The organism is Streptomyces scopuliridis (assembly GCF_042790125.1).
Classification (GTDB): Bacteria; Actinomycetota; Actinomycetes; order Streptomycetales; family Streptomycetaceae; genus Streptomyces; species Streptomyces scopuliridis_A.
Map to the genome: position 1 here is coordinate 296318 of NZ_JBHTZS010000005.1, position 13261 is coordinate 309578.

At 72.0% G+C, this 13261-nt stretch carries 11 protein-coding genes; 4 read left to right on the plus strand and 7 right to left on the minus strand.

The window, feature by feature from the left end; translation table 11 throughout:
- Nucleotides 1-155: 155 nt before the first annotated feature.
- The gene (locus ACFRKB_RS10355) at nt 156-1373 is read right to left on the minus strand and encodes an NAD(P)/FAD-dependent oxidoreductase (protein WP_383104920.1); all 1218 of its coding nucleotides are present in this window, start codon (nt 1371-1373) and stop codon (nt 156-158) included.
- A gap of 14 nt (nt 1374-1387) precedes the next feature.
- Complete coding sequence (locus ACFRKB_RS10360) at nt 1388-1534, minus strand: ferredoxin (protein ID WP_383104922.1); 147 nt, start codon at nt 1532-1534, stop codon at nt 1388-1390.
- A gap of 349 nt (nt 1535-1883) precedes the next feature.
- Here ACFRKB_RS10360 and ACFRKB_RS10365 point away from each other — a divergent pair, with 349 nt between their 5' ends.
- Nucleotides 1884-2711, plus strand: a complete 828-nt coding sequence (locus ACFRKB_RS10365; RefSeq protein WP_383105128.1) for a M23 family metallopeptidase — start codon at nt 1884-1886, stop codon at nt 2709-2711.
- Nucleotides 2712-2719: 8 nt separating this feature from the next.
- Here the strand turns inward: ACFRKB_RS10365 and ACFRKB_RS10370 are convergent, their stop codons facing one another.
- The gene (locus tag ACFRKB_RS10370; RefSeq protein WP_383104923.1) at nt 2720-3163 is read right to left on the minus strand and encodes a DUF6114 domain-containing protein; all 444 of its coding nucleotides are present in this window, start codon (nt 3161-3163) and stop codon (nt 2720-2722) included.
- 2 nt (nt 3164-3165) lie between these two features.
- Nucleotides 3166-3807: a DUF6230 family protein gene (locus tag ACFRKB_RS10375; RefSeq protein ID WP_383104925.1), complete on the minus strand. Its 642-nt coding sequence runs from the start codon at nt 3805-3807 to the stop codon at nt 3166-3168.
- A 520-nt stretch (nt 3808-4327) separates the two neighbouring features.
- On the opposite strand from ACFRKB_RS10375, the gene ACFRKB_RS10380 reads away from it, so the two are divergent.
- On the plus strand, nt 4328-5029 hold the full coding sequence (locus tag ACFRKB_RS10380; protein WP_383104927.1) for a Tat pathway signal sequence domain protein: 702 nt from the start codon (nt 4328-4330) through the stop codon (nt 5027-5029).
- A 105-nt stretch (nt 5030-5134) separates the two neighbouring features.
- Here ACFRKB_RS10380 and ACFRKB_RS10385 read toward each other — a convergent pair whose 3' ends face one another.
- Nucleotides 5135-5950 (minus strand): SAM-dependent methyltransferase, encoded by an 816-nt coding sequence (locus ACFRKB_RS10385; protein WP_365971293.1) that lies wholly within the window; start codon nt 5948-5950, stop codon nt 5135-5137.
- A gap of 261 nt (nt 5951-6211) precedes the next feature.
- Here ACFRKB_RS10385 and ACFRKB_RS10390 point away from each other — a divergent pair, with 261 nt between their 5' ends.
- Complete coding sequence (locus tag ACFRKB_RS10390; protein WP_383104929.1) at nt 6212-9457, plus strand: alpha-L-rhamnosidase; 3246 nt, start codon at nt 6212-6214, stop codon at nt 9455-9457.
- 71 nt (nt 9458-9528) lie between these two features.
- Here ACFRKB_RS10390 and ACFRKB_RS10395 read toward each other — a convergent pair whose 3' ends face one another.
- A complete protein-coding gene (locus ACFRKB_RS10395; protein WP_383104931.1) occupies nt 9529-10941 on the minus strand; it encodes a hypothetical protein in 1413 nt (470 codons plus the stop codon).
- Nucleotides 10942-11281: 340 nt separating this feature from the next.
- On the opposite strand from ACFRKB_RS10395, the gene ACFRKB_RS10400 reads away from it, so the two are divergent.
- Nucleotides 11282-12817: a helix-turn-helix domain-containing protein gene (locus ACFRKB_RS10400; RefSeq protein ID WP_383104932.1), complete on the plus strand. Its 1536-nt coding sequence runs from the start codon at nt 11282-11284 to the stop codon at nt 12815-12817.
- Between the two features lie 225 nt (nt 12818-13042).
- On the opposite strand, the gene ACFRKB_RS10405 is transcribed toward ACFRKB_RS10400, so the two are convergent.
- Nucleotides 13043-13258 (minus strand): ferredoxin, encoded by a 216-nt coding sequence (locus tag ACFRKB_RS10405; protein WP_365971297.1) that lies wholly within the window; start codon nt 13256-13258, stop codon nt 13043-13045.
- Nucleotides 13259-13261 lie beyond the last annotated feature (3 nt).

Here is a 13261-nt window from a genome sequence, read left to right on the forward strand (position 1 = left end):
GAAGCGCTTCGACGGATGCGCCTTCGAGGCTAGAGGGTATGTCTATGACCTGTCCATAGTCGGATCGAAGCGCTTCGACAGCCTTCGACACCCGGCCCGCGAAAAGCGGGTCCGGCCGACCGGCCGGACCCGCTCGCGGGAGAGTGCGGCTCCTTCTATGTCACCAGCTCCGTGCGCGCCCCGACCGCGGTCTCCCAGTCGGTGCCCTCGGCCACCAGCGCGCGGTAAGGACGGGCCGCCCGCGCCATGTTGACGGAGACCGCGCCGCAGACCCGGCCGTCGCGCCCGTAGAGCGCGATGAGCTTGCGGTCCGCGACGGCGCCCTCGACGACGCTCATCCGGTCGGCGTCCCGCGTGCGGCCGAAGATCTGCACCTTCAGGTCGTACTGGTCGGACCAGACATAGGGAACGGGCGCGAACGGCACGGCGTCCCGGGGCCCGGCCAGGATGTTCCTGGCGACGGCCAGTCCCTGTTCCGCGGCGTTCGTGCGGTGCTCGATCCTGGTCGGCGCGCCGGTGCGCGGGTGCAGCCAGCAGGCGACATCGCCGGCCGCCCAGACCCCCGACCCCGCGTACAGGGTGGGATCGCACTCCACACCGTCGCCGACCGGAAGACCGCTCCCCTCCAGCCAGCCGGTGCTGGGGCTGGCACCGATCCCGACCAGCACCGCGTCCGCGGGGAGCGTACGGCCGTCGGCCAGCCGCACCCCGGTGACACGGCCGTCCTCGGAGCTGATCCCCTCGACGAGCACGCCCGTCTCCAGCCGTACTCCGTGCTCGCGGTGGACCTCGGAGAGCATCGCGCCCAGTTCCGGACCGAGTACGTCGGACAGCGGCATCGGGACGTCGCTGACCATGGTGACCTCGGCGCCCAGATCGCGGGCGACCGCGGCGGCCTCGCAGCCGACGAAGCCCGCCCCGACGATGACCAGCCGTGGCCGGCCGCGCAGGGCGTCCCGCAGACCGAGGGCGTCCTCCAGGGTGCGCAGCACATGCACGCCCGCGATGCCGTCCGTCCCGGGCAGCCGCCGGGCGGCGGCGCCCGTCGCCACCACGAGGGCGTCGTAACCGATCCGTTCACCGTCGGCCAGGACGACCTGGCGCGCCGTCGTGTCCAGGGACGCCGCCCGGACACCGAGCCGCAGATCGAGCCCGAGGTCCGTCAGCACGTCCTCGCCGCGCAGCCGCAGCCGCTCGGGCTCCCAGGCGCCCGACAGCAGTTGCTTCGACAACGGTGGTCTGTCATAGGGGAGATGGACCTCCTCGCCGATGAGGGTGATCCGCCCCTCGAAGCCGGCCCGGCGCAGCCCTTCGGCGGTGGACACACCCGCCGCCGAGGCGCCGACAACGGTCACATGCCGGACTTCGCTCACTCCCGCTCCGCTCACTATGGCTCCAGTCGGATCGCGGCGGCCGGACAGAGGAGCGCGGCCTCGCGTACCTGCTCGTGCGGCGCGGCCGGCGGCCGCGCGTCGCGTACGAATGCTATGCCGTCCTCGTCGCGCTGGTCGAACACCTCGGGGGCGACGAGCACGCACTGTCCAGCTGCGTCCGGGGGTGAGGAAGGGGAACCCGGGGCGGGTGGCCTCGGCGCTGAACCTCGGGTCGCCGAGGACCGCGCGGAAGGGGAGGGAGGCGCGGGTTCCACATTGGCCGAATCCCGAGGGAAGGGGCATTCGGGAAGCCGGCAGGTCCACACCATGGCATTCTTGTCGTGAACATGGCGTGACCGGATCGCCGTGGCGCCGCGGATCGCGCCGCATGACCGCCCCGAGTCCCCCATGCTGAACGCCCGTACCGCGCAAGCCCACTTCGGCAGAGGAGCCCGTATGCGTCGCAGACGCCCGTTGTCCCTACAGTCGGCGCAGCCCTTGGTGTCCTTGCTGTCCCGGCTGACCCGGCTGTCCGTACCGGCCGTGCTCGTCGCCGCACTCCTCGCGGCGACCGGCCTGACCGCCGCCTCCGCCCAGGCCCTGGACCAGTCGCCGCGGCAACGCCAGGACGCCCCGCTCGCCGCCCCGAACTTCAAGGCCCCCTATCCGTGCGGCCAGCGGTGGACGCTCAGCCACCACTCCGCCGAGGTGCGCCGGGCGCTGGACTTCGTACGGGCCGACGGCGGTTCGACGGCCGGCACGCCGGTCCTGGCCTCCGCCGCCGGTACCGCCACCCGGATGTCACAGCCCAGCGGCGCGGGCAACTACATCGTGATCGACCACGGCGCGGGCTGGAAGACGTACTACTTCCATCTGGCCTCGTACTCCGTGCCCAGCGGCGCCTCGGTCGGCCAGGGACAGCAGATCGGGGTGACGGGGTCCTCCGGCAACTCCTCCGGCGCCCATATCCACTACGAGCAGCTGCTCAACGGCGTGGGCCAGAACATCGTCATCAACGGCGCCGGTCTGCCCTACCCCTCGCAGTACAACCAGTCGTATCTGACCAGTGACAACGGCTGCGGTGGCGGCGGAAGCAACTTCCGTACGTGGGGGTCGGACATCCGGGTGCGCGCGGACGCCTATCTCAATTCGGCGGTGGTGAACGTGCTCGCGGGGCCGACCGCTGTCACGGTGGTGTGCCAGAAGCAGGGCAGCACCGTGACCGCCGAGGGCTACACCAACAACTGGTGGAGCAAGCTCCGTGACCAGGGCGGCTTCATCTCCAATATCTATATCGACCATCCCGCGGCCCAGCTGCCGGGCGTCCCGGTCTGCTGACCCCTCCGTCACGCCGTCTCGCGTGGAGCCCGCCGCCGCCGGCGGCGCGGCTCCTGGTCGGGCAGCCAGCCGAAGGCCAGCGAGCTGCCGATGACACCGAGCAGCAGTCCGACGAAGAACCCGCCCAGGTTGGACGTGACCCACGTACCGAGGGCGACCAGCACACCGATGACCGAATAGAACAGCCGCTGACCCGGGTTCAGCAGCACCAGCAGCCCGCATACGGCCATGACCAGCGGAAGCAGATAGGCGGCGACGCCTCCCGCGCCCGCCTGCAGGACGACCGAGACCGAGGCCTGTTCGGTGATCAGGATCTCGACTCCGCCGAGCAGCAGGAGCGTCCCGCCCCAGAAGGGCCGGCGTCCGCGCCAGGCGGTGAAGGCACGCAGCGGGTGGCGGCCCCCGGCCGGGACGGCGGTCCCGGCCGGGGGGTTCGTTCCGAAGGGAGCCACGGTCAGCAGCCCTTCGAACTGAAGCTGAGATGGAGGTTGGGCAGCCGGAACCTGGCGGCGGTGGTCGCCCAGTTGGTCTGCCGCAGGTTGGTGATGGTGACGGTGTCGGCCTGCTGGCCGAAGACACCGAGGGGACCCTTGACGCCCGCCTTGGTGAAGGTGCTGGCGTCTCCGCCGATCTCGATGTTGTCGAAGTCCGCCTGATCGCCCGACAGGACGGTGGAGTCGGTGGCCAGATCGGTCGCGGACACCGGTGTGCCCTTGTCGCCCGCGGTGATGCGCAGATAGGTGCCGCCGATTTCGACGCTCTGACAGAGCTTGGTGAGTCTGGCCTTCTTGATGGCGGAGACCACCACCAGGACCTGGCCTCCGGTGTCACCGGCGTTGGGGCTGCCCTCCGCCATGTTGTCCATCCCGCCGAACTGCTCGAAGCCCTCGCCCTCCAGACGGTCGGCGGTGACCGTGAAGGGCATGCCGGAGATGGCGAACTGGGCGGCGATGGCGCCCTGCGCCGTGAGAATCACGAGGGTGGCGGCAGCGGCGACCGCCGGTACGCCCATGAGCGCGGCGCGGCGGAACCGCACTCTCCCCCGCCGTTCGGCTCTCTCCGGCGCTTGACCGCCGGATATTTCGGACGTGGCCATGAGCTGCTCCTGAGGGTGTGATGACCGGAACGAGCTTGCGCGGCGATGTCCTGGCGCGGACGGCTCCCGGCGCCGGCTGGGTTTCCCCGGGGCGAGGCGACGGCGCGGCCATGGGAGTCGACCGGAAAGTTACTCCCAGGTATCCCATCGGGTCAACCACCGTGTGAACATTGGGTGTTGATCATGTGTGCGAGCTGGGCCGGGTCTGCCACCGCTCGGCCCCGCGGCCGGTGCGCGACCCCGACGCACCCCTCTGACGTCCGGGTACCGTGGGTAACATTCCTCGGCGACTTCGCTCTCGGACCCTTGACTCCGTGCACCGGACAGGCTTACAACCCTCTTGGGTTTCCTTCTGCGCCGCGCTCGTTCGCGGCGCGGTGCGGGTTCCGTGGCGCCGGTCCCGCACCCGCAACCGTCCACCCCCCACCCTCTCCCGGCGCTGCCCCGCGGAGGCGCTCGGCCGAGCCGCCACAGCGCGTACGTACACACCTCACCTCACCGCTCGCGAAAGGGACTTCGCATGGGTACTCGCACGGGCTTACGGCGCACCGTTCTCGGCGCCGCCGGCGTCAGCGCCGCCGTCGCTCTCCTCACCACCGGAACCGCATCGGCCACCGGCACGGCGCCCGCCGCCGGGGCCGCCGCCGGCAATGTGCTCACCTACGGCAGCGCGGCGGGCTCCGCCGTCGCGGCCGGGGATGTCCTCACCTCGTCGCTGAGCAGCGGCGCGAGCGTCGCGATCCGTACCACCGCCGGTGGATCCACCGGAATCACCTGCACGGCTTCGCAGTTCACCGCGACCGTCACCGGCAATCCGGCCGCCCCGGGCACCGCCACCGAGTCGCTGACGGCGCACACCTTCGGCGGCTGCACATCGAACATCCTGGGTACTACCGGGGTGCAGAGCATCACCGTCGACCGGCTGCCCTACACCACCACCGTCACCTCCGGGGGGCCGCTCACCGTCGGCGCCGGAGCGGCCGGCGCGGTGCAGACAACCGTCAAGCTGAACACCCTGCTCGGCCTGACGACCTGCGTCTACACCTCCACGGGGCTGAGCGGCGCCACCTCCAACGCGGACAACTCCATCACCTTCACCAACCAGTTGTTCAGCAAGTCGTCGGGGCCGGCCACCTGCCCGGGCTCCAGCTACTTCTCCGCGAAGTACGGCCCGGTCAAGGACACGAGCCAGTCCGGCAGCCCGTCCGTCTTCGTCAACTGACGTATAGCTATGACGCGTTGACAGGCTGACACGCAGACGCACTGACGCACCGATGCCCATGCGAGAGCCCCCGCATGGGCATCGGCCGCCGACCGCGCCGGAGACTCAGGCGTTCTTGCGGGCGACGCCTCCGTACATGGCGATGTCGCGGTCGTCGATGTCGTCCTGGTCGGCGTCCGGCCGCCAGTGGTGGACCTGGGTGACCCCCGGCTCGACCAGGTCCAGACCGTCGAAGAACGCCTCGGCCTCGGCGTGGGTGCGCAGCTGCATGGGCATGCCGCGGCGCGCGTACTCGGCGGCGACGCGGCCCACCTCCTGCGGGGCGAAGTCGGCGGTGCCGATCGTCATGGCCAGGAAGCTGCCCGCGGGCAGCGGGTCCAGCAGACGCCGGACGAGACCGTGGTCGTCGTCGGTGTCGAGGATGAAGTGCAGAATGCCGATGATCAGCAGCCCGACCGGTTCCCGCAGATCGAGCAGCTCCTGGAACTGGGGCGAGCCGAGGATCGCCTCGGGGTCCCGCATATCGGCGTCGACATAGGCGGTGCGGCCCTCGGGGGAACTGGTCAGCAGCGCCCGCGCGTGCGCGAGCACGATCGGGTCGTTGTCGACGTAGACGATGCTCGCGTCGGGGCGTACTTCCTGGACGACCTCGTGCACATTGGGCGAGGTGGGCAGGCCGGTGCCGATGTCGAGAAACTGCCGGATGCCCTCCTCCCGCGCGAGATACCGGGCCGCGCGGTGCATGAACTCCCGGTTGGCCCGCATATGCACCGGCAGCGCCTGCCACTCACGGCACATCGCGTCTCCGGCTTCCTTGTCCACCGGGTAGTTGTCTTTCCCGCCCAGGATGTAGTCGTAGACGCGGGCGGAGTGCGCCTCGCCCGTGTTGATCCGCCGTACTGGATTCTCCTGCTGCGTCATCTTCACTCCAGGTCCCGATCGAAGCCTTGGCCAGGAGTCTAGGCACTGAGACATCCCAAGATCACGTGACCTGCGGACATGAAAGGTTTCAACCGACCCTCCAGGGAAGTTAGAGCAACGCCAACCACCCCGTCAATAGGGGAACTTACCCCTTCTCACGACTGCGCCGAGATCGTTCCGGAACCCTTGACAGGTCACACACGTCTCCCTACTTTCGCAAAAGTGAAACGATTCATCGTCGAGTCGTAACGGAGCCGCATTGTGATCAGCAGAAGACGACTGCTCGGCACGTCCGCCACCGCCCTGGGAACAGCGCTAGTCGCCGGTACCGTTCCGGCCGCCGGAGCCGATGCGTCCGTGGCCCCGGCCGTGGGGCCGGGCGCCCCGGCGGGCGCCCGCGTCACCGAACCGACCGTCGAGTACGTGCGCCATCCGCTCGGACTCGACACCCCACGCCCCAGGCTGAGTTGGCCCGTCGTGTCCGACCGGCCGGGACAGGAACAGAGCGCCTATCAGATACGCGTCGCCACCACCCCGGAACGCCTCGCCAAGCCCGACGTCTGGGACAGCGGGCGGATCACCTCAGCGCAATCGGTCCTGGTCCCGTACGCGGGTCCGGCGCTGACGGCACGTACGCGCTACCACTGGTCGGTACGGGTGTGGGACGCCGACGGCGCGGCGTCCGGCTGGAGCGCGCCGTCCTGGTGGGAGACCGGACTCACCGACGCCTCGGACTGGTCGGCGCGCTGGATCGCCGCGCCCGCCGCGCTTGTCGGCGCCCCCGCGCTGGACCGCGCCTCCTGGATCTGGTTCCCCGAGGGGGATCCGGCGAGCAGCGCCCCGGCGGCGACCCGCTGGTTCCGGGGCCGGGCCGACATCCCGGCCGGCGTCATCCGCGCCCGGCTGGTCATGACCGCCGACGACGGCTACACCGCCTCGGTGAACGGCGTCCGGGTCGCGCACACCGAGCCGGACGGTGCCGCCCAGAACTGGAGACGCCCCGTCGTCGTCGATGTGACCGGCCGACTGCGCCCGGGCGCCAATGTGATCGCCGTCGCCGCCACCAACGCGACCACCGGGCCCGCGGGTCTGCTCGGCCTGCTGGAGCTGACAACGGCGGACGGCACCACCGTCTTCGCCACCGGCGGCAACTGGCGGGCCACCGACCGGGAGCCCTCCGGCGACTGGCAGGGCACCGACTACGACGACACCGCGTGGCCCGCCGCCAGGACACTCGCCGCCTGGGGCTCGGGCCCCTGGGGCACGGTGCGGGCCTCCTTCTCCCCCGCCGCGCAGCTGCGCCACGAGTTCCGGCTGCGGCGCGGGGCGAAGGTCGCGCGCGCCCGGCTCTACTCCACGGCCCTCGGGCTGTACGACGCGTATCTCAACGGCGAGCGGATCGGCGAGGACCGGCTCGCGCCCGGCTGGACCGACTACCACAAGCGCGTCCAGTACCAGACGTACGACGTGACGGGGCTGCTGAAAGCCGGTGCCAACGCGCTCGGGGCGACGGTCGCGGCGGGCTGGTACGCGGGGAACATCGCCTGGTTCGGCCCGCATCAGTACGGTGAACGGCCCGCCCTGCTGGCCCAGTTGGAGGTCACATACACCGACGGCACGGTCGAGCGGGTGCTGTCGGGCACCGACTGGCGCGCCACGACCGGACCCGTCACCAGCGCCGATCTGATGGCGGGCGAGGAGTACGACGCCCGGCTGGAGACCGACGGCTGGACGCGCGCCGGGTTCGACGCGACCGGCTGGGTGCCCGCCGAGGCCATCGACAAGGTCGGCGCCGAACTCGTGGCGGAGGTGGACGGCCCCTCGCGGGTGGCGGGCGAGCTGCCCGCGAAGAAGGTGACCGAGCCCAGCCCGGGGGTCTTCGTCTTCGATCTCGGCCAGAACATGGTCGGCGCGGTCCGGCTGACCGTCTCCGGCGCGGCGGGCACCACCGTACGGCTGCGCCACGCCGAGGTGCTCAACCCCGACGGCACGCTCTACACCGACAATCTGCGCACCGCCCGCGCCACCGACACCTACACCCTCAGGGGCCGCGGCGAGGAGGTCTACGAGCCGCGCTTCACCTTCCACGGCTTCCGCTATGTCGAGGTGACGGGCTATCCGGGGAAGCCGCCGCTCGGCGCGGTCGTGGGGCGGGTCATCCACACCTCGGCGCCGTTCACCATGGACTTCAGGACGAACGTCCCGATGCTCAACCAGCTGCACAGCAACATCACCTGGGGCCAGCGCGGCAACTTCCTCTCCATACCCACCGACACCCCGGCACGCGACGAACGGCTCGGCTGGACCGGCGACATCAATGTCTTCGCCCCCACCGCCGCCTACACCATGGAATCGGCGCGCTTCCTCACCAAGTGGCTGTGGGATCTGCGTGACGCGCAGGAGGACGACGGCGCCCTCACCCATGTCGCCCCGGACATCGCCGGGGTCGGCAGCGGCGCGGCCGGCTGGGGAGACGCGGGGGTCACCGTGCCCTGGGCGCTGTACCAGGCGTACGGGGATGTGCGGGTGCTGGAGCAGTCCTGGACCTCCATGCTGAAGTGGCTCGACTATCTGGAGGCGCACAGCAGCGGCTATCTGCGTCCCGCCGACGGTTTCGGCGACTGGCTCAACATCCAGGACGAGACGCCCAAGGACGTCATCGGCACGGCCTACTTCGCGCACAGCGCCGACCTCGTCGCCCGGACCGCCGAGGTCCTGGGCAAGGATCCGGCGCCGTACACCGCGCTGTTCCGTGCCGTACGCGACGCCTTCCGCGCGGCGTATGTCTCCGCGGGCGGACGGGTGAAGGGCGACACGCAGACCGCGTACGTGCTGGCGCTCTCCATGGACCTGCTGGCCGACGCGGACCGCGGGCCCGCCGCCGGCCGGCTCGTCGAGCTCATCAGGGCCAAGGACTGGCATCTGTCGACGGGCTTCCTCGGCACGCCGCGACTGCTGCCGGTCCTCACCGCCACCGGCCACAACGATGTCGCCTACCGGCTGCTGACGCGGCGGACGTTCCCGAGCTGGGGCTACCAGATCGACCAGGGCGCCACGACGATGTGGGAGCGGTGGGACTCCATCAGGCCGGACGGCAGCTTCCAGGACGCCGGGATGAACTCCTTCAACCACTACGCGTACGGCTCGGTGGGCGAGTGGATGTACGCGAACATCGCCGGTATCGCCCCCGCGGGCCCAGGGTTCCGCAAGATCCTCGTCCGGCCGCGGCCCGGTGGCGGGGTGACGGAGGCCGAGGGGCGTTACGACTCGCTCTACGGCCCGGTCACCACCCAGTGGAAGACGGACGCCGACGGCTTCCGGCTCACCGTCTCCCTCCCCGCCAACACCACCGCCGAGGTATGGATCCCCGAAGGTGGCGGGGCGACCGGGGCGGGTGCGCGGGGCGGCACGGACGTACGGAACGGAACCGCCACGTTCCTGCGACGCGAGGACGGCTGCGCCGTGTTCGCCGCCGGTTCGGGGAGGCATCACTTCACCGCTGGGTGAGCCGACAGGCCGGCACGGCCGGGCAGGGGGGAGCTGGACGAGTACGTCCGAAGTCCCGTCTGCCCGGGGCGTCAGCGCGGTCCGCTCCACCGGACATGACCGTCGAGCAGATAGGCGGCGCAGTCGCGCACCAGCTCCAGCAACGGACGCCGGGCGGACGCGGTTCCTGATGGCCACGGTGCGTGGAGGAGCGCGCCCAGGGCGCGTACATCGTCCGGGGTCAGCGCGGCGAGCGGCAGCCTGAGCGCGGCCGACGGATGGCGCAGATCGTGCACGGTGGTGGCGGACCGGGCGGGGCGCTGTCCCGGCGGCGCGTCGCCGCGCGACCGGTCCGGCCGGACGAGGTAGCGGCCGTCGGGCGACGCGGTGATCCACTGGCCCGCCGCCCCGGCGAGGGCGGCGGGCACGGGTACGGCGGAGAGGTCCGCGCTGTCGAAGAAGTACGGCCGGCCCCGCTCCGCGGCCCAGCCGCCGACCACGCGCAGAGCGGGGACGGAGAACAGCTCCGACAGAGGCGCGGCGTCCGTCCTGGCCACCGGCAGGAGGCGCCCGCCCGCCGGCTCCCACATCGACAGCCCGCCGCGGACACCGGAGGTGACCAGCCGCTGCGGCCCCGCGAAGGCCAGGGCCAGGATGTCGCCGTGCGAGCCGGGGAGGGTGGCCCCGGCGAGCACCGCCGACACCCGGGCGTCCGTCACGACGAGCCGGGCCCGGTCCCCGAACGCCAGACGGCCGCCGGTGGGGCCGATGGCGAGGAGGTCGCCGCGCCCCAGTCCGAAGGGGGCGAGACCGGCACGCTCGACCGGTCCGGCCGGGGTCCCGGTCAGCGCGACCGGCGCGGTCCGCAGCCCGGTGACGAAGCCGTGGGCGGTGGCCACGGCCCGACCGCCGGTCAGTTCCGCACCGTCGGCGAGGATCCGAGTGGTACCGGAGGTGTAACGGACGAGTTCGGCCCCGGCCGCGCCGGCGCGGCGGAGCGCTATCAGATCGCGAGGGCCCAAGCAGCTGACCGACTCGTGTCGCCGCGTACCGGAGTACACCGGCGACAGCCCGGTGCCGGGAAGGCCGGCGAGGGCCAGACGTTCCCCGTCGCCCTCGGTGGAGAACAGGAGCGCCACGGCTCCCCCGCCCGGCGCGAAGGACACCTGGCCCGCGCGGGCGACCGCCTCCGGGAACACCCGGCTCGCGTCGTTCCACGCGTCGTCGGTGACCCGGTCGGCCGTGCGCGGATCCTGCGCCGCGAGACGCCCGGCGAGAGCCCTGCCGTACTGGTCGGGCGGGCTCCAGCGGCCAAGACGCAGCCGGCGCGCCGCCCGTACGGCGTCCGCGACCGGCACCGAACAGGTCAGCGCCCACAGGGCGGGCCAGGCTCTGGTACGGGCGAGCCGTGCCGCGGCCCGGTCGATCTCCTTCGACGTGCCCCAGGGCAGCCGCGCGCCGTCGTCGCGGCCGGCCGGATCCCGCCGCGCGTCCCGCCCGGTCATGGCAGCTCGGTGGCGGGCCTCACCGTCCGAGGTCCTGTCCGGTCGGTCTTCGCGGGCCCCGCCTGGGCCGCGGACATCGGCGCTCGCGTACCGGCTCAGTCATGATCCCGCCCACCCCCGTGGCACAGCCTGTGACCAGTCTGGCACGCCCGGTGGGGAGGGGGAAGCGTCCGTCCCGAGCCGGGGAAGCGTCCGTCCTGCCCCCCTCCGGATGGGGACATCGGCGACACTCCCTGGAGCCGGCGCACCCGTAGACTGAACGCCGTTCCGATCCGCCGGCCGGATCCAGCACCGCACACCAGTCCCGTACGGACCGTACGGACTCGGAGGGAAGGACCAGATGGAGCGGGACCCGGAGAGACGGGCGCCCGACGGCCGGCTCGATGAATTCCTCTACGTGATCGCGCAGTTGGCATGGCGGCCGGACGCCGGGATGCAAGGCGTGATCGACTGGCTGCACCGCCAGCTGGGCACGGAGATCGCGCTCATCGACGGCGCGGGCGCGGTGGAGCTGTCCACCCCGCGCTTCCCCGAGGAGGTCCTCGGCCCGCTCGGACCGATTCTCGGCAGGCTGGCCACCGGCCGGATGGCCTCGGCCGTCACGGAGATCGGGCCGGCGCATCTACGCCTGGAGGCGGTCGGGGCCGAGTCACCGCGCCGGGTGCTGGTGCTCGCCGGGCCGGCCGGCCTGAGCCGCCGGGCGGCGTCCCTCGCGTCGCACACCGGAAGCGTCATCGGCATCCTGCACCGCGCCCGCGCCGCCGACTCGGCGCTCCACGGGTATCAGGAGAAGGCGCACCAGCTGCGGGTGGCCCTCTTCATGGCGTTGATGGCCGGGGATCCGGTGCTGGCGCGGCGGATGACGACCGGGGCCGTACCCGCGCTGCTGGACTGCGACCGGATCCGGGTCCATCTGCTGCGCTGCCCGCCGGAGGACCGGGACCGGCTGGTACGTGCCTATCAGGACCCCTCGGGCTACCACGGCCGGGGCCTGATGGTGCGTTGCCCCGTCTATGACGAGCATCTGATCTGCCTGGTCGCCGAGGACGACGGACCGCATGACCGCGACACGGGGGCTCCCGGCGGTCCGGCCGGTCTGGGCGCGGCGCTGCGCGAGCTGGCCGGGGAGAGTCCGCGTTACGCGCTGGGTATCAGCGGCGCGCATCCGCTCCGCGCGACGGCCGAGGCGTACGAACAGGCCAGGCACGCCCTGGCGGTGGCGGGCAACGCCCCCGGCAGGGTGGCCGGTTACCGGGGTCAGGAGCCGCTGGAGCGGCTGCTGCCGCGCGACGCGGCCGTCGGCTGGGCCCGTTCGTTTCTCCGGCCGCTGCGCTCGCTGCCCGGACTCACCCTCGAAACGACCCGGCTGGCGATGCACTTCCCGCGATCCGGTGTGGCGAGTCTGCTGGGCATCAGCCGCAACACCGTCACCGCCCATCTCACACGCGCCGAGAGCGCACTCGGTGTCGACCTCCGGGAGGTCCGCCACCGCGCCACCGTCGCACTGGCCCTCGCCATCACCAGCCTGTATCCGGACGCCGGGCCCGTCACCGGGGACCCCGCCGTTCCCGGCGCGGAGGCGCTGTTGCGTACCCGGACCGCCGCCGCGTGGGCCGAGGACTTCCTCGCGCCCCTGGACGGCGCCGGACATCGCCGGGTGCGGACCACCCTGCGTACCTGGGTCGAGACGAACACCGACGCCCAGCGGACCGCGCGACGCCTCGGCAACAGCCGCACCACGGTCGCGGCCCATCTGCGTACCGCCGAGCGCCTGCTCAACCGGGATCTGCTGACGACCGGTTCCGGCGTCCACGATCTCGTGTACGCGTTCGGTCTGCTGGGCGAGATCGCGCTCGCCCCCGACCGTGCGCCGTGACCAGCGCGCCGTCCCCCCGGCCGCGCACGACGCACCGCCCGCGCGCCGCCCTGTGCGTTGTGCACACCCCCACCGGGGAGACCGGGCACCGTGACCAGTGACCCGGCCTGTCATTCGTCCGGGTGAAGTGATCTCCTTCCGGTGTCGAGTCCGGCCGCCCCGCTTCGGGGGACGGGGTGGCCGGAACGCACGGGGATTACGCGGGTCCCGGAGCACGGGGCGGTCTCAGGGACGCGGGGCGATCTCGCGTCCTCCGTCCACGACGGTGATCGCGAGCGCCGGACAGGAATCGGCCGCGTCCAGCACGGCCTCATGGGGATCGACGCTCCCGGCGAGGGGCCGCGCCCGGTCGTCCTCCAGGGTGAAGTGGTCGGGCGCCATCCCCGCGCACATGCCCGACCCCATACAGCGTTCTCCGTCGACGCGCAGCTGCCAGGCCATCGG